This window comes from Profundibacter sp., from assembly GCF_056498605.1.
Genome location: NZ_JBSMEZ010000028.1, coordinates 47,487 through 68,512 on the forward strand (window position 1 = coordinate 47,487; position 21,026 = coordinate 68,512).

Genomic DNA, 21,026 nt, shown 5'->3' on the forward strand with positions numbered 1-21,026 from the left:
AGCAGGAAAATCGCATGTATCAACAGCAAATTAATACCCATAGCGGGAAACTTCCGTGTGAAATCAATTATTGAGCCATAGCCCTTGACCTTGGGCCAAGTGAGGATCACCCTGCGCTGACTGCAAAATCGGAGGGCCAGATGGCCAAACATTACACCTCGCGCGAACTACTTGAAAAACTTGTTTCTTTTCCCACTGTCAGTTCGGTTTCCAATCTGGAACTGGTGGATTGGGTCGAGGATTATCTAGACTCACACGGGGTGAAATCGCACCGCGTATATAACGAGGACAAGACCAAGGCGAACCTATACGCCAACGTCGGCCCCGTGGTCGAGGGCGGGGTTATCCTGTCGGGCCATACTGACGTTGTGCCGGTCAAGGGGCAGGACTGGGTGACGGACCCATTCAGCGTGGTCGAGAAAGACGGCAAACTATACGGCCGTGGCACCTGTGACATGAAGGGGTTTGATGCGTTGGCGTTGGCGGCGGTGCCTTTGGCGCTGGAGCGCGGTATCAAGCGGCCAATCCAGATTGCATTGTCCTATGACGAAGAGGTCGGCTGTATTGGTGCGCCCTTTATGATTGACGAGATGTCCAAACATATGCCGCACGCTGCGGCGGCGGTGATTGGCGAGCCATCGATGATGAAAGCGGTTAGCGGCCATAAGGGCGGGCTGGGGTTTGCCACCCATGTGCATGGGTTCGAGGTGCATTCCTCGCTGATCCACACAGGGGTATCCGCCGTGATGCAGGCGGCTAAGCTGCTGGAATGGGCCAACCAGAAAAATGCCGAAAACGCGGCCGCCACACCATCGCCGATCGTGGCCGAATTTATCCCGCCCTATACCACGCTGCACGTCGGGGTGATTGCGGGCGGGACCGCCCATAATATCACCGCCAAAGACTGCGAATTTGTGCTGGCCGTGCGGGTCGTTCCCGGAGAGAACTTTGACGATTGGGAAGCGACCTATATGGAAAAGGTGCGCGAGGTCGAGGCCGAAATGCAAGCAATCCGGCCCGAAACCAGCATCGAGGTCGTGCGCAAATTCGACGTGCCTGCCTTGCAGCCCGAAACCGATGGCGTGGCCGAAAAACTGGTGCGCCATCTGACTGGCGATAACGCCAATCATGTGGTATCATATGGCACCGAGGCTGGGCAATTTCAGCAACGCGGTTTTTCATCCATCATTTGTGGTCCAGGCAGTATTGACCAAGCCCACCAAGCCAATGAATTTATCGAAATCAGTCAATTTGAGGCGGGAGAGCAATTCATGCACCGTTTGGTTGACCATCTATGTAAGGAATAACCCATGCCCGTTAAAAACCGTTTCGCCGAAATGCAGGATGAAATCACCGGTTGGCGCCGCCATCTGCACGAAAACCCCGAATTGCTGTTTGATACGCCGAAAACCTCGGCCTTTATCACCGAGAAGCTGAATGAATTTGGCTGTGATGAAGTGGTTGGCAAGATCGGGCGCACTGGTGTTGTTGCTGTTATCAAAGGGAAAACCAACACATCGGGTAAGGTGGTTGGCTTGCGTGCCGACTTTGACGCGCTGCCAATTCTCGAGGCAACGGGGGTAGATTACGCCAGTAAAAACCCCGGCGTGATGCACGCCTGCGGCCACGATGGCCACACGGCGATGTTGCTGGGGGCTGCCAAATATCTGGCCGAAACCCGCAATTTTGACGGCACCGTAGTGCTGATCTTTCAGCCCGCCGAAGAAGGCGGCGGCGGCGGTAAAGAAATGGTCGATGACGGCATGATGGACCGCTGGAACGTGCAGGAAGTATACGGCATGCACAACTGGCCGGGCGAGGAAATTGGCGCATTCGCCATCCGTTCGGGTCCTTTCTTTGCCGCAACTGACCAGTTCGTGATCACGGTCAAGGGCAAGGGTGGCCATGCGGCCAAGCCTGATGTTTGTGTCGATCCCACAGTGGTTTCGAGCCATATCGTTCTGGCGCTGCAAAGCATCGTTTCGCGCAATGTAGACCCAGTGAAACAGGCGGTGGTTTCTGTCACCAGTTTTGAGACCGAAAGCAAGGCGTTTAATGTGATCCCGCAGATTGTCACGTTAAAGGGCACAGTGCGCACTCTGGAAAGTGACGTGCGTGCGTTGGCCGAAGAACGCCTGATCAAACTGGCCGAGGCCACTGCCGATGCTTACGGCGCGACCGCGACAGTCAACTACATGCATGGCTATCCGGCGACGGTAAACCACGAGACCGAAACCCATTACGCAGCTCAAGCCGCGACCAAGGTTTCTGGCGGCTGTGATACCAACGCAGCCCTAGTGATGGGCGGCGAGGATTTCTCTTACATGCTGGAATCACGCCCCGGGGCCTATATGCTGATGGGAAATGGCACAGAGGGCGCGATGGTGCATCACCCTGAATATAACTTTAACGATGAGGCTATTCCCGTCGGCTGTAGCTGGTGGGCCGAAATGGTCGAAAGCCGGATGCCAGCGGCATAAGCATTGGGGATGAAGCCGTTTTTGATCCTGCAATTGCGCCCTGAAACAGAGGCGTCTGATGATGAATATCAGGCGTTTCTGGACAAGGGGGGATTGCGGGCTGATCAGGTGCACCGGATCAGGCTGGATCGTGAGGACATCCCGCAAGACCTTGATCCGGCTGATTATTCCGGCGTGATCGTTGGCGGCGGGCCGGGCTGTGTGTCGGATTCGCCTAAGGAGAAGTCGACTGTAGAAGCAAAGATCGAAGCCGCCGTCATGGGGTTGATGCCACAAATTTGCGACCACGATATTCCGTTTATGGGCTGCTGTTACGGCATCGGGGTTCTGGGGGCGCATCTGGAGGGGGATGTGAGCAAAGAGCGGTATTTCGAGGAGGTCGGCACTTCGCAATGTGCTGTGACGGCTGACGGGGCGCGGGATGCATTGCTGGACGGGTTGCCTGCGCAATTCACGGCATTTGTGGGCCATAAAGAGGCGTTGCAAGACCTACCAAAGGGCTGCGTGCATCTGGTGTCATCGCCAAGTTGCCCCTACCAGATGATCCGGTTTGGTGACAATGTTTATGCAACGCAATTCCACCCCGAAGCCGATAGCGCGGGGTTTGAAGTGCGGATCGGGGTTTACAAAAACAAGGGCTATTTTGCACCAGAGGATGCAGCGCGTTTGGTTCAGATGTGTCATGCGTCGGACGTGCATGCGCCGGAGTTGATATTGCGGAATTTTGTGAAGATTTACGCACGGGACTGATTGAGGAATTGCGCCACGCTTGCGCGTGTCGCCCCAAGCGCTTTGCCCCTGCGGGCCAAAGCGCGGATGCCTGCGGCGCAGGTATTTAGGAAAAGAAGAAGGAGGCGGCGGTGGTTTACCCGCCGGTATGGCTCATGTGGCGTGACATTTGACCATCGGTGCGTTGGCGCGAATAGTCAAAATCATGGCCCTTGGGTTTACTGCCGATCGCTGTATGGATGGCGGCAATCAGGGGCGCGTCACTGTCGGGATTATCACGCAGGGCGGGGCGCAGGTCCATGTGGCCCTCTTGACCCAGACATGTGTAAATCTCGCCGGTGCAGGTGATGCGCACACGGTTACAGCTTTCGCAGAAATTATGGCTAAGCGGTTGGATTAGGCCAATTTTTTGCCCGGTTTCATTGATCCGGATATAGTGCGCCGGACCACCTGTGCTTTCGGATAAATCCGTAGTGCTGAAACGGGTTTCCAGCGTGTCGCGCAAATCTTTCAGCGACCAGTATTGGCCTAAACGCGCGGCCTCGCTCATGTCGTCACCCATTGGCATCACTTCGATGAATGTCAGGTCCATGCCTTTTTGGGCGCAGAATTCTTGCAGGGTGAACAGTTCGTCCTCGTTAAATCCCTTAACGGCCACAGCGTTCAATTTCACCCGTAAACCCGCGGCTTGCGCCGCCTCAATCCCGCGCAAAACTTGTGGCAAACGCCCCCAGCGGGTGATTTCGGCGAATTTTTCCTCGTCCAGCGTATCCAGTGACACATTGATGCGTTTCACGCCGCAGGCCACCAGTTCTTCGGCGTATTTTTCCAGTTGCGAGCCGTTGGTGGTCAGGGTCATCTCTTTTAACGCTCCACTCTCCAGATGTCGCTTCATGGATTGGAAAAATGTCATAATCCCGCGCCGCACCAAAGGCTCGCCACCCGTGATGCGCAACTTGGTCACGCCCAGCCCGATAAAAGCCGAGCACATGCGATCCAGCTCCTCGAGCGACAGCAATTCCTTTTTCGGCAGGAATTTCATGTTCTCGGACATGCAGTAAACACAGCGAAAATCGCAGCGGTCAGTGACGGAGACGCGCAAGTATGTAACGGCGCGCATGAAGGGGTCAATCAGGGCAGGTTCCATACGGCTATCCTAGGCCCGATGTTTGTTGACGACAAGGGGCCAGATCAAGTGTGAGGCATTGAACCGCAGCACAATTCGGCCTAGATTACCCGCATGGATTATCGATTGAAAACCGTATGTGTGATTTTGGCGACTTTGGTGCTGTCAGGGTGTGACGAGACATTTAGCAACGGGGCGAACCCGCGTGTGGCCCCGCCCGAGGTGCAAGCCGAGGCTCAGATGGATCACCGCCCACCGGCTCGACCCGCGTCAATACAGACGGCGGCACCTAAACCGGCCCGTTCGGCACAAACGGCCGAGCAATTTGACACCACCACCAGCGAGCAGAAGGCCGAAGCAGTCGCGTTGGCCCCCTCAGGCGGCGAACGCAAGCTGGGTGTTACTGTGGGCTCGCTGGGCAATCCGGCAGAGCCCGGATTCTGGTTGAAAACGCCGCTGGTTTCAGTGGCGGGAAAAGGGCGGGTTGAATACCCCGTTAACGGCAAATCGGTAGCGGTCGATCTGATCCCGATTGACGGGCCAAAGACGGCGGGCAGTCGGGTGTCTCTGGCGGCGTTGCGCTTGCTGGGCGCACCTCTGACGGGCCTGACTGATTTGATCGTTTACGCTGAATAACGGATGGTGCGTCGGTTAATAACACCTGATCCTGACTGGGATGTTATACAGCAGAACTTCCAGTGGAATCTGCCGGAACATTACAATATTTCAGAGAGTTGCTGCGCGGTATGGGCTGCGCATCACCCCGACCGTGTGGCGCTGATCCATCTATCGGCAGATGGCAGCCAGCAGCGTTGGACTTATGGCATGCTCGAGCGTGCGGCGTGTCGTATGGCCAATGCGTTTGCGGCTCATGGCCTAGGGCGTGGTGACCGGCTGGCGATCCTGTTGCAACAGGGGCCAGCCGTGCTGATCAGCCATTTCGCCGCCTATAAACTGGGCGCGGTTGCGCTGCCGCTGTTCACTCTGTTTGGCGAAGAGGCATTGTCTTACCGGCTGGTCGATTCTGGCGCAAAAATTGTGGTAACGGACGGGGGTAACTTGGCCAAGGTTATGGCGCTACGTGGCGGGTTACCTGATCTGGCAGAGGTCTATTCGATAGATCCTGCCACCGCCCTCGTGCGCGATTTCTACGGAGACATTGCCACATCATCCGATGCGGTCCTCCCAGTTTCTACTTCGCCGGATGATCCGGCATTACTGGTTTACACCTCTGGCACCACTGGCCCACCCAAAGGGGTCTTGCATGGGCATCGGGTGTTGCTGGGGCATTTGCCCAGTGTCGAGTTGCACCATGAATTTTTCCCCCAACAGGGTGATCTTGGCTGGACGCCTGCGGATTGGGCGTGGATGGGGGGCTTGCTGAATATTGCGCTGCCGTGCCTACATTACGGGGTGCCGCTGATCAGTCGGCGGATGCGCAAGTTCGATCCCGATGAGGCGTATGATCTGATCGTCCGCCACAAAATGCGCAACCTGTTTTTGCCACCCACCGCGTTAAAGCTGATGCAGCAGGCCAAGGTGCCGGACGGTGTTTCACTGCGATCAGTCAGTTCAGGGGGCGAAAGTCTGGGTGCGCCGCTGCTGGAATGGGCGCAAACCGCGCTGGGCTGTCATATTAACGAGATTTACGGCCAGACCGAATGCAATCTGGTGATTTCTTCGCAAGGCGGTGGCGGCCATCAGGTGGCGGGCGCGATGGGGCGTGCTGTGCCAGGGCATGATGTGGCGGTGATTGACAGTGCTGGTCAGGAATTGGCAACGGGTGAAATGGGCGAAATTGCGGTGCGCCGTCCTGATCCGGTGATGTTTCTGCGCTATTGGAATAAACCCGAGGCAACGGAAGCGAAATTTAGCGGTGACTGGATGCGCACGGGGGATTTGGGTGTTTGTGACGGTGCGGGATATTTCACATTTGCCAGTCGGGACGATGATGTGATCACCTCGTCCGGTTACAGGATTGGGCCAAGCGAGATTGAAAACTGTCTGGGCGGCCATCCGGATGTGGTGATGGCTGCGGTGATTGGCGTGCCGGACGCGCTGCGAACCGAGGTGGTGAAAGCGTTCGTTGTGCTGCGGGACGGGGCGGAATGGGACGGGCTTGAGGCAGCCCTGATTGCGCGGGTGCGTGAAAAAGTCAGCCCGCATGTGGCGCCACGGATGATTGAGCGCATCAAAACTTTGCCGATGACCACGACTGGCAAAATTATGCGGCGGGAACTGCGCGGAAAATAGCCCCAGCAGCCCCGAGTCGGTCTTATGCAAACAACCGAGGTCGTGTTAATTTAAGTGCCGTGTCGCTTCTTTGCGCACGAATGGCTTTACGCCCTTTTTATGCTTTTTCAGAAAGGCACGAATGCGGTCTGGATCGTGCTTGGACAGATCGCGCAGCCAGCCTGCGACTGCATTTTGGATCATGCGGTTTGTGTCAGGCAGATATGCGGCCGTCCAGTCCAAAACCCGATCACGCAGCACAATGTCTGCCGGTTTTGGATTGTTTTGTTTGGTCCACGGCTGAGTGATGGTCAGGACCGCGCGGCGGGTCCACATATCGGGGCTTTGGGTCCAGATTTCAATCTCTTCAAACCGGCTAGGATCGGCCTCGAGACGCTTACGCCCTGCGGTGCAAACATGATCGGCGATGGCCTCGCCATCAAAATCAGGCACCCATGATTTGATCAAATCCCAAGCCGCTTGATCCGGTTGAATTCGGGCCTGGGTCAACAGTTTGGCGGCGGCGATGCGCCCCTCATGGATGTCACTGCGCCACAGCGCATCCGCCAGCGCAACACGCGCGTCAATGTCGAGCACTGCACGCCATTTTTTGACCTCGGCATCAATGGCCGGATTGGGGACGCCCAAATAACGGCGCTTGATTTTATGATAGGCGGCCATTTGCAGCGCCTTGCCCTCAATACTGTGCTGCAGCAGGGTATCAATTGCGATTTTAGGATTCATTCTACGGTCACCGATTTGGCTAGGTTGCGGGGTTGATCGACGTCAGTGCCTTTGGCAATCGCGGTGTGATAGGCCAGCAATTGCGCCGGAACCGCATAGAGGATTGGCGCGAACAGTGGGTCAACCTGCGGCATTGCCAGGGTCTCCCATGTGCCTTCGCCGGCTTCCTTGATGCCTTGCGCATCCGAGATCAGCAGCACCTTGCCGCCGCGCGCCATCACCTCTTGCATGTTGGAAACGGTTTTATCAAACAGCGCGTCGCGCGGGGCCATTACCACCACCGGCATGGATTTATCGATCAGGGCAATGGGGCCGTGTTTCAACTCGCCTGAAGCATAACCTTCGGCGTGTATATAGCTGATTTCTTTTAGTTTTAATGCACCTTCAAGGGCCAGAGGGAACATTGCGCCACGTCCAAGGAACAGTACATCCTGCGCCTCGGCCAGCTTGCGAGAAATGCTTTCCACTTCATCGCCCGTGCCGATTGCAAGGCTCAGAAGACCGGGCAATGTGCGCAGGGTGGCGAGGTGTGTGGCAAGCGTTTCGGCGTTCAGTTCGCCCCTATCCGAGGCGGCTTTTAGCGTCAAAGTGGCCATCACTGACAACTGGCAAGTGAACGCCTTGGTCGAGGCCACGCCAATTTCGGTGCCCGCCAGAATGGGCAGCGCCAGATCGGATTCCCGTGCGATCGAAGATTCAGGCACATTGACCACCGACACTATCATATCGGCCTTGCCCTGACAGTAGCGCAGCGCGGCTAAGGTGTCAGCGGTTTCGCCGGATTGACTGACAAACAGGGCCAGAGTGCGGGCAGGGATCGGCGGTTCCCGATAGCGGAATTCCGAGGCGACATCGACCTCGACCGGAATGCGCGCGACCTGTTCAAACCAGTATTTTGCGGTGAGGCAAGCGAGGTAGGCTGTGCCGCAGGCGACCATCGTGATCCGGTCGAATTTAGAGAAATCAATGCCTGCGTCGGGCAGGGTGATTTGGCCACCATCAGGGGTGAGGTAATGTTCAATTGCTTCGCCCAGAACGGTGGGCTGTTCAGCGATTTCCTTGGCCATGTAGTGTTTATGGCCGCCCTTTTCGATCCGCGCACTATCAATATTAACGGTTTTAACTGGGCGGTTGACCTGCTGGTTTTGCGCATCGCGGATTTCAACGCCCGCGCGGGTGACGATGGCCCAATCGCCCTCGTCCAGATAGGTGATCCGGTTGGTCATCGGCGCCAGCGCGATAGCGTCTGAACCGACATACATTTCGCCATCTCCGTGCCCGATGGCCAAAGGCGAGCCTTTGCGGGCGGCGATCAGCAGATCATCTTCGCCGTCAAACAGGAAACACAGCGCGAAAGCGCCTTCGAGCCGCGCGATGGTTTCGCGGGCGGCGTCACGGGGCGACATGCCTTGTTCAATATAGTGATGCGCCAGCAGAGCGATGGTTTCTGTATCGGTCTCGGTCTGGAATTTGATGCCGTTTTGCGCCATTTCCTCGCGCAGGTCGCGGAAATTTTCGATGATGCCGTTATGAACCACGGCCACCGGTCCCGCCTGATGCGGATGCGCATTCCCAACGGTGGGGGCGCCATGTGTGGCCCAGCGGGTGTGGCCGATGCCGGCCTTGCCTGCCAGTGGATCATGCACCAGTAAATCCGACAGGTTCACCAGCTTGCCAACGGCGCGGCGCCGATCCAGCGCACCCTCGTTAATGGTGGCAATTCCGGCGCTGTCATAGCCACGATATTCCAGCCGTTTTAGCGCCTCAACCAGTATCGGACCCACTTCGTGATCCCCTAGCACCCCGACAATACCACACATTATTTGGCCTCCTTGGCGCGTCTCGCCTTGGTTTTCTTTAACTTATCGAACAATTTACGTGCCATGCCCGGTTTTATCTCTTGGCGGGCGCGGGCCAGGGCCAATGCGCCATCCGGCACGTCTTTGTTGATCACGGAACCTGTCGCTGTCATCGCCTCGTTACCGATTTTGACCGGTGCGACCAGCATGGTGTTGGACCCGATGAATGCGCCTTCACCAATTTCGGTCCGGTGCTTCATAAATCCATCATAGTTACAGGTGATCGTGCCCGCCCCGACATTTGTGCGCGCGCCAATCGTGGCATCGCCAATATAGGATAGGTGGTTCACCTTGGCCTCCTCAAGCAGGGTGGCGTTCTTAACCTCGACAAAATTGCCGACTTTGGCATTTTCGCTTAGTTCGGCACCAGGGCGCAGGCGGGCGTAGGGGCCGACGACGGCGCCGCGCGAAACGTGACAGCCTTCTAGGTGGGAAAATGCGCGGATGGTTGCACCGGATTCAACCGTAACATCGGGGCCGAAAACCACGTTGGGTTCAATCACCGCATCACGGCCAATATAAGTGTCAAAACCAAAGAATATAGTATCGGGGGCGGTCATGGTGACACCGTTTTCCAGCGCCTCGGCACGTTTACTGGCTTGGAAGATACCTTCGGCAAGGGCCAGTTCGGCGCGGGTGTTGATACCCATTGTCTCGGCCTCGTCACAGGTGACAACACTGGCGGAATGGCCTTGCGCAAGCGCAGCGGCTACGATGTCGGTCAGGTAATATTCACCGCTGGCATTGTCATTGCCAATGGCGCTCAGCAGGGAAAATAACAACTGCGCGTCAGCTGCAACAAGCCCGCCATTACAAAGAGTTATGGCAAGTTGGGCCTCATTGGCGTCCTTGGCCTCGACGATCTGTTCCAGACCGTCATCACCCACTATCATCCGCCCGTAACGGCCCGGATCGGCGGCCTCGAAGCCCAGCATGACGATGGCGTTTCCGTCAGCGCGGGACGCGGCCATTTTGGCAATCGTTTCGGGGCGCACAAACGGGGTGTCACCAAACACCACAATCGCATCGCCCTCAAATCCATCTAATGCATCGGCGGCTTGCAAAACCGCATGACCCGTGCCCAATTGTTCTGTCTGCTGCACCACAATCGCACCCGGATTATAGGCCAGAACCGCCGGTTCAACCGCATCGGCCCCGTGACCCGCAATCACCACTATTTTATCAGGCTCCACCGCGTCGCCCGACGCCATTGCATGCACCACCAAGGGCACGCCACCCAAAGGGTGCAGCACTTTGGGAAGGTCCGAATTCATTCGTGTTCCCTGACCCGCGGCCAGAACAATTAACGCTGTTGCCATACTATTATGCTCTTTTCTTTCGTTGCTGCCCGTTTTATCGCTTATGACGCGCGGGGCAAGTCACTTGTGTTTACGCCATATTACAGTTTTTGGCGGCCTGTCGCCTAGGGGGTAGAATGAAAACAGTTATTTTTGATCTGGACGGGACGTTGGCGGACACAAGCGGCGATTTGATTGATGCCGCCAATGCCTGTTTTCGCGCCCTTGGGCATGGCGATATGCTGGATATGGAAGCGGATAAGGCGTGCTCGTTTGCGGGGGGGCGGGCGATGCTGCGGCTGGGGTTCTTACGATTGGGGCAGCCGGATGACGAAGGGCTAATTGATGAACAATTTCCTTTGTTATTAAAGAATTACGGCGATAATCTGGACCGTTATACCGTGGTCTATGACGGGGTGCGGCCTGCGGTTCAACGCTTGCTGGATGCTGGTTACGGCATCGGAATTTGCACAAATAAACCTGAAGGGCTGGCCGAGGCCCTGATGCAACGGCTGGGTATGCGCGACATGTTTGGCGCACTCGTCGGGGCCGATACATTGCCAACGCGTAAACCCGATGCGGCACCCTATCTGGAAGCGGTGGCGCGGGTCGGGGGCAATGTGGCGCGATCTGTGTTGATCGGCGACACGGTGACGGACCGCGAAACAGCACGGGCGGCGGGGGTTCCTAGCGTATTGGTGACGTTTGGGCCGACGGGGCGGGGTGTAATGGCGTTACAGCCCGAGGCGTTGCTGGACCATTATGATCAGTTGTTTGAGGTTGTGGAGGCGTTGATCGACTGACACACTGTGTAAAACGGGGGCTGTTATGAGCGATATTTTTACTGGCAACTTTACCCAGCAAGAACCTATTCCCGATGCAGGGATCGAGGCCGCGATGCGGGTGCTGCAACACGGGCGTTTGCACCGCTATAATGTGGCCGAGGGCGAGGCGGGCGAAACCGCATTGCTGGAGCAGGAATTTGCGGCTGTGATGGGGTCGGAATATGCGTTGGCGGTGGCTTCGGGCGGCTATGCGATTGCTTGCGCGATGCGGGCCGTCGGGGTGGTTGCGGGGGCCAAAGTGTTGACCAATGCCTTCACTTTGGCCCCAGTTCCCGGCGCAATTGCCAGCCTTGGGGCGGTGCCGGTATTCGTTGGCGTGACCGAGGCATTGACCATTGATCTATCTGATTTAGAACAGAAAATTTCTGACAGCAGTGCGCGGGTATTGTTGCTCAGCCACATGCGCGGCCACATCTGCGATATGGATGCCTTAATGTCGCTTTGCGATGCGGCAGGGGTGCAAGTGATCGAGGATTGCGCCCATACGATGGGGGCGACATGGCGCGGTGTGATGTCGGGGCGGCATGGGGTGATGGCGGCTTATTCAACGCAAACTTACAAACACATGAACTCGGGCGAGGGCGGTTTGCTGATCTCGGATGACGATGATCTGATGGCCCGCGCGGTGATGCTGTCGGGCAGCTATATGCTGTTTGAACGCCATCTCGCTGGGCCACCTGCGCAAGCGTTTGAAACCCTGCGATATGAGGTGCCGAATATTTCGGGTCGAATGGACAATTTACGCGCCGCAATTTTGCGCCCGCAATTGGCCACGCTGGTTGATCAATGTGCTGCGTGGAATGCGCGGTATCGGCTGGTCGAAGAGGGGCTGCGCGGCACGGCGGGTCTAACTGTGATCGAGCGGCCTGCGGATGAGGGATACGTTGGATCGTCCATCCAGTTTTTGCTGCTGGATTGGGATGCGGAACAAATAAACCAGGTATTACAACGCTGTGCGGTGCGCGGGGTTGAATTGAAGTGGTTCGGTGGGGACGAGCCAACGGGGTTCACTTCGCGTTATGACAGCTGGCGTTATGCACCAGAGCAGAGCCTGCCGACGTCCGACAGGGTGTTGCGCGGCATTCTGGATATGCGGCTGCCGTTGCCGTTTAGCCTGCAGGATTGCGAACAAATTGCGGGCATTATCCGCGCCGAGGTCGGGGCGGTTTATCAATCATGGGCCTGACTTTGATGCGTAATCAGGCGCGGGCGATATTTGATGCAGGTGTCGTGGCGGCGGACCCGTATCAGGCGGTGGTTAAGGTGCTGGATGCAGAACCGATGCAGGCGGCGGGCGAAGGGGGGGGGATATTTATTTTAGCTGTTGGCAAGGCGGCGATGCGCATGGCGCAGGCGGCTGTGGAGCGGGTTTCTGGTAGCGGTGAAGCTATTGTGATCACAAATTATGAAAACGAACAGCCTGTTGATTATGCAACGGTATATGCGGCAGGACACCCTGTTCCAGATGAAAGTGGTGCAGAGGCGTCATCTTATGTGATCACAAAGCTGCATGCCCTGGGAGCCAATGACCGTGTTCTGGCCCTGATCAGCGGTGGTGGCTCGGCCCTGATGCCCGCACCAGTCGACGGGATCACGCTGGTGGATAAGGCCGAAGTGAACCGTTTGTTGTTAGGTTGCGGTGCCGAGATTGGCGAGATGAACATGGTGCGCCAACAATTGTCACGCCTGAAAGGGGGCGGTTTGCTGCGTGTGGCTGATCCGGCCCCTGTGCGGGCGTTGATCCTGTCGGATGTGATCGGGGATGACCTGCGGATTATCGCCAGCGGCCCGACGGTTGGGCCGGTTGGCACCCGGGCGCAGGCGGCGGAGATGCTGAAATCTTACGGTATTTGGGATGAGGTTCCCGCGTCCGTCAAAACCCACCTTTCGCAATCCGAACCAGATTTGCCGCCTCTGCCCAATGCGGAAAACCAGTTAGTTGGCTCCAACCCGATCAGCATCGCAGCGATGAAAGCTGCGGCACCCAAAGCACAGGTGCTTACATCCCCCCTAACTGGGGATGTATCCCAAGCTGCTGAAATAATAGTGAAATCCGGCAAGGGTATCACCCTGTTTAGCGGTGAAACAACCGTGCGGCTAACCGGCACGGGCCTTGGTGGACGCAATCAGGAACTGGCCTTGCGGGTGGCCCTGTTGGCGGAACAACAGGGCTGGCAAGGCGACTGGGTGTTCCTGTCGGGGGGCACTGACGGGCGCGACGGGCCGTGTGATGCGGCGGGTGGCATGGTAGACAACACCACGCTGACACGGATGCGCGATGCGGGAATATCCCCAGTGGAAATGCTGGCCAATAATGACAGCTATCATGCGTTGAAATCCAGCAATGATTTGCTGATAACGGGGGCGACGGGCACCAATGTGGCCGACCTGCAGGTGTTGATCCGGTCTTGAAGTTGCGGCCATATATGTTATATTCATAAAGTGGAATGTAAATAACGCAGCTGGAAAAAGGAACCCGACATGCCTGATTATCCGATCGACATGACCGTCACCCCCGAGGTCACGCCGTTTTTCGACAAAGACAGCAACACCTTTTCCTATGTGGTAAAAGACCCCAATTCCAACGCCTGCGCTGTGGTGGATTCAGTGATGGATATCGACTATGCAGCGGGGCGTCTTAGCCATGCCCATGCCGATAAAATCATCCGGTTTATTCAGGAAAACAACCTGAAACTGGAATTGCAGATCGAAACCCATGTGCACGCGGACCATCTGTCAGCAGCGCCCTATATTCAGGAAAAACTGGGTGGTAAAATCACCATTGGTGAAGGCATCACCATCGTTCAGGACACCTTTGGCAAAGTCTTCAACGAGGGCACAGAATTTCAACGCGACGGCAGTCAGTTTGACGTGCTGTTCGCCGATGGCGACACCTACCAGATCGGCACAATGCAGGCCGTGGCGATCCACACCCTCGGCCACACACCCGCCTGTATGACCCATGTGATGGGCAATGTCGCCTTTGTTGGCGATACGCTGTTCATGCCCGATGGTGGATCAGCACGGGCTGATTTCCCCGGTGGGGATGCGGGCGAATTATACGATTCCGTGCAAAAGGTTCTGGCCTTGCCCGACGATATGCGTCTGATGATGTGCCATGATTACGGCCCCGGCGGGCGTGACATACAAAATGAAACCACAGTGGCCGCGCAAAAATCTGACAACATCCATTTTGGCGGCGGCACCAGCCGTGCCGATTTCGTCAAACTGCGCGAAGACCGCGATGCAACCTTGGCGATGCCGCGCCTGATTATCCCGTCTTTGCAGGTGAATATGCGGGCAGGGGACATGCCGCCAGCCGACCATGACGGGAATGCCTATTTCAAGGTGCCGATAAATAAACTATGAAGTTTGGGACTGGCTCGTGGTTACGGGCGACCAAGCACGTAGGGAATGATAACTATGGATATAAGGCGTCTTTCTGACGATTTCTCGGTCAGTCCACAGATTGCGATTTCGGATTTGCAAGCGATTTGGGATTTGGGGTTTCGCACCATCATTTGCAACCGCCCTGATGGCGAGGATGCGGGCCAGCCCGACGTTGCAGCTGTCGAGGAAACGGCCAAAGCCATCGGGTTTGAATTTTCCCACATCTCTGCCGAATCCGGCAAGGCTGCAATGCCCCACGCGATTGAAACCCGTCGTGTGCTGGCCGACTTGCCAAAACCGGTGTTCGCCTACTGCCGGTCCGGCACTCGTTGCACCGTGATCTGGTCGCTGATGATGATTTCTGAGCTGGAAGCAAACGAAATCCTGACTGCAACCGCTGCGGCGGGTTATGACATGTCACCGCTGATTGCTGCTGACTAAACCCGTATGAAACGCCTATCAATCCCAGCCCCCTTGCGTCGCTACCTGCCGATCCTTGACTGGGGCAGCACCTATAATCGCGACACATTGACGGGTGATGCGGTGGCGGCGGTGATTGTGACGATCATGTTGATCCCGCAATCACTGGCTTATGCGTTGCTGGCCGGGTTGCCGCCTGAAATGGGGCTTTATGCCTCGATCCTGCCACTTCTGGCCTATGCGGTATTTGGCACCAGTCGGGTGCTTGCTGTGGGGCCGGTTGCGATTATTTCCTTGATGACGGCAGCGGCGCTTGGGCAAATGGGGCTGTCGGGCCCCGCCGAATACGCGGCAGCGGCGATCATTCTGGCGTTTATGTCGGGGTTGATATTACTGGGGATGGGGGTGCTGCGGCTGGGGTTTTTGGCCAATTTTCTCAGCCATCCGGTGATTGCCGGATTTATGGCCGCGGCGATCATGTTGATTGCCACCAGCCAGATCAAACACCTGTTGGGGATCAAAGCACAGGGCAGTGATCTGATCACCCTTGGCGGGGCCATATTGCGCAACATCGGCCAGACCAATCTGGTAACGGCGCTGATTTCGGCGCTGGCTTGCGGGTTCTTAATTTGGTCGCGTAAGGGGTTGAAACCCCTGTTGAAACGCACCGGCATGGCGCCGCGACTGATTGAAATCTTCTCTAAAACCGGCCCGCTAGTGGTGGTTGCATTGACCACTCTTGCGGTCTGGGGGCTGGGACTGGAACAACGTGGTGTCGCCATTGTGGGCAAGCTGCCCCGCGGCATCCCGCCGCTTACGGTCCCCGAATTTGATGCAGAAATCTGGAGCAATCTGCTGATCTCGGCGATCCTGATCTCGATCATCGGTTTTGTTGAATCCGTGTCGGTGGGCCAGACACTGGCGGCACGCAAACGCCAGCGCATTGTGCCGGATCAGGAATTGATCGGCCTTGGCATGGCCAATATCGGTTCGGCGATATCGGGGGGCTATCCGGTGACGGGCGGCTTTTCGCGCTCGGTGGTTAATTTTGATTCTGGCGCCAGAACGCCGGCGGCGGGGGGGATGACAGCGATCGGCATCCTGTTGGCGGCATTGCTGCTGACGCCCGCGCTCTATTACCTGCCAAAGGCCGCGCTTTCCTCAATCATCATCGTGGCGGTGTTGTCCTTGCTAGACCTGTCAATGCTGCGCAAAACATGGGCTTATTCCAAAACCGATTTTCTGGCCGTTTCGGTGACCATTCTGGCGACATTGGGTTTAGGCGTGAAAATCGGCGTCACGGCGGGGGTGCTGTTGTCGCTCGCACTTTATCTATACAAAACATCCCGCCCGCATATGGCCGAAGTCGGCCGCGTGCCAGGGACCGAACATTTCCGCAATGTGCTGCGCCACACGGTCGAAACCACGCCCGCCATCCTGACCATCCGCATCGACGAAAGCCTGTATTTCGCCAACGCCCGTTATCTGGAAGACTACATTCTGGACCGTGTTGTCGGCGATAAATGTCTGCGCCATGTGGTGCTGATGTGTTCAGCGGTGAACGAGATCGACACAAGCGCGCTGGAATCAATCGAAACAATTATGCACCGTCTGGACAGCCTCGGAATCAAACTGCACCTGTCCGAAGTAAAAGGCCCCGTTATGGACCGCCTGATGCGCACTGACTTCTTAGAGCGGCTGACGGGCCAAGTGTTCCTGTCCCAGTTCCACGCGGTCGAGCAGTTGAACGGGGATTGCCCCCCTTAACATTTCTTCTTGCCTAAAATACCTGCGCCGCAGGCATAGAATCTTTCTTTTCCGCGCAGTACACAGGCCCGTATGAGCAACGCAAAAGAAACCATAACCGCCGCCCGCCTGTCCGTCGCCCCGATGATGAACTGGACCGACCGCCATTGCCGTTACTTACACCGGCTGATGTCCACAAACGCGTTACTCTACACCGAAATGGTCACGTCTCCCGCCTTGGTGCGTGGCGATGCGCGTCATTTGTTGCGCTTTGATCCGGCGGAGCATCCCGTTGCGGTGCAGTTGGGCGGCTCAGACCCGACAGAACTTGCCACCGCCACCCGTATTTGCTGTGATGTGGGTTATGACGAGGTGAACCTGAACATCGGCTGCCCCTCGGATCGGGTGCAATCGGGCAGCTTTGGCGCGGTACTGATGGAGCGCCCCGAACTGGTGGCCGATTGCGTGGCGGCGATGATCGACGTCTCAACCGTTTCAGTCACCGTGAAATGCCGCATCGGAGTGGATGAACAGGACCCGCATCAGGTGTTGCCCGCGTTCATTGAAACCGTTCGCAACGCAGGCGTTACCCGCTTCTCCATCCACGCCCGCAAGGCATGGCTGCAAGGCCTCAGCCCCAAGCAAAACCGCGATGTGCCGCCGCTGGATTACGATCTGGTGCTGCAAATCAAACGCGATTTCCCTGATCTGCATATTTCCGTAAACGGCGGTATCAGCACGCTGGATCAGGCCCGCACGTTTCTGGATGCAGGGTTGGACGGGGTGATGATTGGACGCGCGGCCTATCACACACCGGATCAAATCCTGCTGGGCGCGGATGCTGAAATATTCGGCGGGGCACAGCGCAAAACCACCCGCCAAGTGGTTGATGAAATGCGACCCTATATTGAACGCCACCTGTCCGATGGAGGCCGTTTGAACCAGATCACCCGCCACATGCTGGGGCTGTTTCATAGTCGCCCCGGCGCCCGCGGCTGGCGACGCGCCCTGTCGGAAGGCGCGCATGTTGACGGGGCAGGGCTAGAAGTGCTGGACGCCGCCCTTGCTTGTGTGCAGGATCAGGTCGAAACAACCGCGAGCGCCTAAACATGCCCGAAATGACAACCCTTTTACCGATGGTGGCCATGCTGCTGGCCATCGGTGCCTTTGCTGGCATGATGGCAGGGCTGCTCGGCGTGGGCGGCGGCATCATCCTTGTGCCCGCCTATTTCTACATCTTCTCGGCCCTTGGGTATGGCGGTGATCAACTGATGCAGGTCTGCCTTGCCACATCGCTGGCAACCATCATTGTTACCTCGCTACGGTCGGTCTCCAGCCACCATAAAAAAGGCGCGGTGGATTGGGATATCTTGCGTGGCTTTGCCCCCGGCATTGTGGTCGGGGCTGCCATCGGTGTGCTGGTTGCCGCTTCATTGCGCTCCGTCGTGCTGCAAGGTATATTCGGCGTGCTTGGCATCACCGTCGGCCTCTACCTTGGCTTTGGTCGCGACACATGGCGTCTGGGAAATGCCATGCCCACCGGCCTGAAACGCGCTATCCTGTCACCAATCCTCGGCTTTATGTCGGTGTTGATGGGCATCGGTGGTGGCTCATTCGGGGTGCCATTGATGAGCCTTTTTGCCACCCCGATCCACCGCGCCGTGGCCACTGCCGCAGGGCTGGGCGTGCTGATCGCGGTGCCCTCGGTGATCGGCTTCTTGCTGATCGACATCCCAGCGGGTCCGCGCCCGCCTTATACAATCGGGGCCGTGAACCTGCCAGCCTTTGTCCTAACCATCAGTATGACTTTGATAACAGCGCCTTACGGGGTAAAGCTGGCCCATATGATGGACCCTAAACCGCTGAAACGGGTGTTTGCCTTCTTCCTAACGCTCGTCGCCCTGAACATGCTGCGCAAAGCGGCCGGTTTATAGCCCGACGTCCCCATTTCTTCTTGCAATAAATACTTGCGCCGCAGGCAGTAGCGCTTTGGCCCGCAGGGTCAAAGCGCTTGGGGCGACGCGCATAGCGCGGCGCAATCCCTGAAACCAATCACACCCGCTTTAATCGCGCAGCTCGCCCGCCACGGCGCTTGACCACCAGCTTGCTGCGATCAGGCAACGCGGCCACCACAACAGCGCGTTCTGCGGAACTCATCCGTGACCACTGGCTGATCTCGTCCATGCTGCGATAACATCCGGTGCACAGCCGCGCCTCGGGGTGGATCACACAGATGTCCACACAGGGCGACTCCACCTCGTCTCGGCTCCAAACCTTATCCATCACGTTTCAAAAACCCCAAACGGTCCAATACCCCTTGCAGGATATACCCCGCCGCCACATGGTCGATCACCTCGGCGCGACGCTTTCGTGACGTATCCGCCTCTAACAGTGCCCGTTCGGCCGCCACCGTCGACAGCCGTTCATCCCAAAACCCGATGGGTAATTCGGTAAGGCGTGACAGATTGCGGGCAAAGGCGCGGGTCGATTGGCACCTTGGCCCCTCTGAGCCGTCCATATTGAACGGCAATCCCAGAATAAACCCGCCCAGCCCGCGATCAGCAGCAATCTCCAACAACCGCGCCGCGTCCACACCGAATTTCTTGCGCCGGATGGTTTCCAGCGGGGTGGCGACGGTCAGAAAACTGTCAGACACCGCCACGCCAATGGTCTTTTCTCCCAGATCCAGCCCCGCAATCGCCCGCATCGGCGTTAACGCGGCAGCAAAACCCTCGATGTCGTCAAAGATCACTCGGCCACGCCCGCGGATTTGGCAGAGGCAAGGATTATCGCCAACCCGTCAGCATCGGCAGCAAACACAGTCTGCGCCTCGCCCCAGATCGCCTTTGCCCGGTCCGTATCCCCGAGCACCCCGAGCGCCCCAATCAACTGCGCCCATTCCTGCGCCGATCCACCCTCGGTCGCCAGCCGCTCGGACAATTGCGCCACCATGTTGCCAATCATATCCTGACGCTCCTCGGCAGTCATATCCGAGGCCGCCGCAACCGCATCGGCATCAGGACCCGCAAGGGCAGGGCCGCCAGCAAGTTTCGGCAAGGTGTAATCCACACCGGCCCATGCGGCAGCTTCTTCAATTTGGCCACGGATTGGTGGCACCCACGGGTCCGTCGGCGCACTTTTGCTCAACAAATCACGCCAAATCCGAAACGCCACATCGGGCCGTCCGCTTTGGGCGAACATCAGGCCGGAATAATACAATGCCTTGCCCTCATTGGGGTCACGCTCCAGCGCGCGTTGCAGCGCACTTTCGGCCTCGGGCGAAACATAGCCACCCGCCGCCATGATCATCAGATCGGCCAAATCCGCCAAATCCCGCGCCGTCGCCGCATCTCCCTTGATCTCGACCACCCTGATATGGGCGCGGTAGGCGGCAACGTAATTGCCAAGGGCGGCCTCGTTGCCCGCAAGCAACTGATGCCCCTTCAGATCATTGGGGCGGTCCGCAACGGCCACGCGCAGCTTGGCCACCATTTCCTCGTGCTGTGGATCAACCTCGACAGTGAGGGGGGGCAGCGATGCTTCGGCTTCACTTTGGGAAGGTCGGTTGGCCCGCGCCTCGTCTGCATTCGCAATTCGCACCTTCAATGGCAAATCCGGATATCCCGGCGCGCCAATCGTCTGGTACACCCAAACGCTGCCCGCCAGCACCACAGCGCAGGCGACAATCGCGGCGTAAGTCACGCTGCGCGGCGCACCTTTAACGCCGCTTGTCGCCTGAAGCGCCTTATCCGCATCCAGAATCCGGCGTGATACTTCGGTCTTGATCCGCGCGGCCTCCTCTTTGGTGACAACACCGCGTTCCTGATCCCGCTCGATCCCGCTTAACTGATCACGGTATATTTGCAGATCAAACTGCGCCGCCGAAACGCCGGCATCGCGCCCGCGCAACAGCGCCAGCACAAACAGCATAGCCACCAATAAGGTCAGTAATCCGATGATAATCCAGAACGTCATAGTTTCTCACTCGCGCATAAAATTCTGCCCCCCATGTATCGTGAATTCGCCCCACACAAAAGGGTGAAACCGTCGCAGTCTGATCACAGCTTGGTTAGGGGCCTACCTTCCCGCATATGTCGCATATTTTCCCCATTGTGCCGCAGGCGTGTGCGGCTAAACTCGACCAATGTATCATTACA

The 21,026-nt window shown here is 57.4% G+C and carries 20 protein-coding genes; 13 read left to right on the forward strand and 7 right to left on the reverse strand.

Translation table 11 applies throughout. The features are described from left to right. Positions 1–140: 140 nt before the first annotated feature. Genes argE through ACWB12_RS03450 form a run of 3 tightly spaced genes read left to right on the forward strand, consistent with a single transcriptional unit; the run spans position 141 to position 3,230 of the window. Entirely contained in the window at positions 141–1,307 is a 1,167-nt protein-coding gene (gene argE / locus ACWB12_RS03440; protein WP_479528664.1) for an acetylornithine deacetylase, read from the forward strand. Between the two features lie 3 nt (positions 1,308–1,310). Next, positions 1,311–2,480, forward strand: a complete 1,170-nt coding sequence (locus ACWB12_RS03445) for a M20 aminoacylase family protein (protein ID WP_479528665.1) — start codon at positions 1,311–1,313, stop codon at positions 2,478–2,480. A 9-nt stretch (positions 2,481–2,489) separates the two neighbouring features. Further along, positions 2,490–3,230, forward strand: coding sequence for a glutamine amidotransferase (locus ACWB12_RS03450; protein WP_479528666.1), 741 nt, complete (start codon positions 2,490–2,492; stop codon positions 3,228–3,230). A 115-nt stretch (positions 3,231–3,345) separates the two neighbouring features. On the opposite strand, the gene moaA is transcribed toward ACWB12_RS03450, so the two are convergent. Continuing rightward, a complete protein-coding gene (gene moaA / locus ACWB12_RS03455) occupies positions 3,346–4,356 on the reverse strand; it encodes a GTP 3',8-cyclase MoaA (protein ID WP_479528667.1) in 1,011 nt (336 codons plus the stop codon). A gap of 93 nt (positions 4,357–4,449) precedes the next feature. Between moaA and ACWB12_RS03460 the strand changes: the two genes are divergently transcribed. Continuing rightward, on the forward strand, positions 4,450–4,971 hold the full coding sequence (locus ACWB12_RS03460; RefSeq protein WP_479528668.1) for a hypothetical protein: 522 nt from the start codon (positions 4,450–4,452) through the stop codon (positions 4,969–4,971). Positions 4,972–4,974: 3 nt separating this feature from the next. After that, positions 4,975–6,588, forward strand: a complete 1,614-nt coding sequence (locus tag ACWB12_RS03465; RefSeq protein WP_479528669.1) for an AMP-binding protein — start codon at positions 4,975–4,977, stop codon at positions 6,586–6,588. A gap of 45 nt (positions 6,589–6,633) precedes the next feature. Here the strand turns inward: ACWB12_RS03465 and ACWB12_RS03470 are convergent, their stop codons facing one another. Genes ACWB12_RS03470 through glmU form a run of 3 tightly spaced genes read right to left on the reverse strand, consistent with a single transcriptional unit; the run spans position 6,634 to position 10,489 of the window. Next, a complete protein-coding gene (locus ACWB12_RS03470) occupies positions 6,634–7,311 on the reverse strand; it encodes a DNA alkylation repair protein (RefSeq protein WP_479528670.1) in 678 nt (225 codons plus the stop codon). After that, positions 7,308–9,131: a glutamine--fructose-6-phosphate transaminase (isomerizing) gene (gene glmS, locus ACWB12_RS03475; RefSeq protein WP_479528671.1), complete on the reverse strand. Its 1,824-nt coding sequence runs from the start codon at positions 9,129–9,131 to the stop codon at positions 7,308–7,310. Before glmS ends, ACWB12_RS03470 begins: the two co-directional genes overlap by 4 nt. Further along, positions 9,131–10,489 (reverse strand): bifunctional UDP-N-acetylglucosamine diphosphorylase/glucosamine-1-phosphate N-acetyltransferase GlmU, encoded by a 1,359-nt coding sequence (gene glmU / locus ACWB12_RS03480; protein WP_479528672.1) that lies wholly within the window; start codon positions 10,487–10,489, stop codon positions 9,131–9,133. The genes glmS and glmU overlap by 1 nt, the downstream gene beginning before the upstream one ends. A gap of 116 nt (positions 10,490–10,605) precedes the next feature. Here glmU and ACWB12_RS03485 point away from each other — a divergent pair, with 116 nt between their 5' ends. From ACWB12_RS03485 to ACWB12_RS03520, 8 genes are all read left to right on the forward strand, one after another. Then, positions 10,606–11,271, forward strand: a complete 666-nt coding sequence (locus tag ACWB12_RS03485) for an HAD-IA family hydrolase (protein WP_479528673.1) — start codon at positions 10,606–10,608, stop codon at positions 11,269–11,271. Between the two features lie 25 nt (positions 11,272–11,296). Continuing rightward, positions 11,297–12,499: a DegT/DnrJ/EryC1/StrS family aminotransferase gene (locus tag ACWB12_RS03490; protein ID WP_479528674.1), complete on the forward strand. Its 1,203-nt coding sequence runs from the start codon at positions 11,297–11,299 to the stop codon at positions 12,497–12,499. After that, entirely contained in the window at positions 12,490–13,725 is a 1,236-nt protein-coding gene (locus tag ACWB12_RS03495) for a glycerate kinase type-2 family protein (RefSeq protein WP_479528675.1), read from the forward strand. Before ACWB12_RS03490 ends, ACWB12_RS03495 begins: the two co-directional genes overlap by 10 nt. A gap of 69 nt (positions 13,726–13,794) precedes the next feature. Beyond that, positions 13,795–14,682, forward strand: coding sequence for an MBL fold metallo-hydrolase (locus tag ACWB12_RS03500; RefSeq protein WP_479528676.1), 888 nt, complete (start codon positions 13,795–13,797; stop codon positions 14,680–14,682). Positions 14,683–14,736: 54 nt separating this feature from the next. Beyond that, positions 14,737–15,144, forward strand: a complete 408-nt coding sequence (locus tag ACWB12_RS03505; RefSeq protein ID WP_479528677.1) for a protein tyrosine phosphatase family protein — start codon at positions 14,737–14,739, stop codon at positions 15,142–15,144. 6 nt (positions 15,145–15,150) lie between these two features. Beyond that, entirely contained in the window at positions 15,151–16,890 is a 1,740-nt protein-coding gene (locus tag ACWB12_RS03510; protein WP_479528678.1) for a SulP family inorganic anion transporter, read from the forward strand. 72 nt (positions 16,891–16,962) lie between these two features. Beyond that, positions 16,963–17,976 (forward strand): tRNA dihydrouridine(20/20a) synthase DusA, encoded by a 1,014-nt coding sequence (gene dusA, locus ACWB12_RS03515; protein ID WP_479528679.1) that lies wholly within the window; start codon positions 16,963–16,965, stop codon positions 17,974–17,976. A 2-nt stretch (positions 17,977–17,978) separates the two neighbouring features. Continuing rightward, the gene (locus tag ACWB12_RS03520; RefSeq protein WP_479528680.1) at positions 17,979–18,803 is read left to right on the forward strand and encodes a sulfite exporter TauE/SafE family protein; all 825 of its coding nucleotides are present in this window, start codon (positions 17,979–17,981) and stop codon (positions 18,801–18,803) included. Between the two features lie 118 nt (positions 18,804–18,921). On the opposite strand, the gene ACWB12_RS03525 is transcribed toward ACWB12_RS03520, so the two are convergent. The 3 genes from ACWB12_RS03525 to ccmI are packed head-to-tail and all read right to left on the reverse strand — an operon-like array spanning position 18,922 to position 20,844. Further along, entirely contained in the window at positions 18,922–19,155 is a 234-nt protein-coding gene (locus tag ACWB12_RS03525; protein ID WP_479528681.1) for a DUF1289 domain-containing protein, read from the reverse strand. Next, entirely contained in the window at positions 19,145–19,621 is a 477-nt protein-coding gene (gene ruvX / locus ACWB12_RS03530) for a Holliday junction resolvase RuvX (RefSeq protein ID WP_479528682.1), read from the reverse strand. Before ruvX ends, ACWB12_RS03525 begins: the two co-directional genes overlap by 11 nt. Next, positions 19,618–20,844 (reverse strand): c-type cytochrome biogenesis protein CcmI, encoded by a 1,227-nt coding sequence (ccmI, locus tag ACWB12_RS03535; protein ID WP_479528683.1) that lies wholly within the window; start codon positions 20,842–20,844, stop codon positions 19,618–19,620. Before ccmI ends, ruvX begins: the two co-directional genes overlap by 4 nt. Positions 20,845–21,026 lie beyond the last annotated feature (182 nt).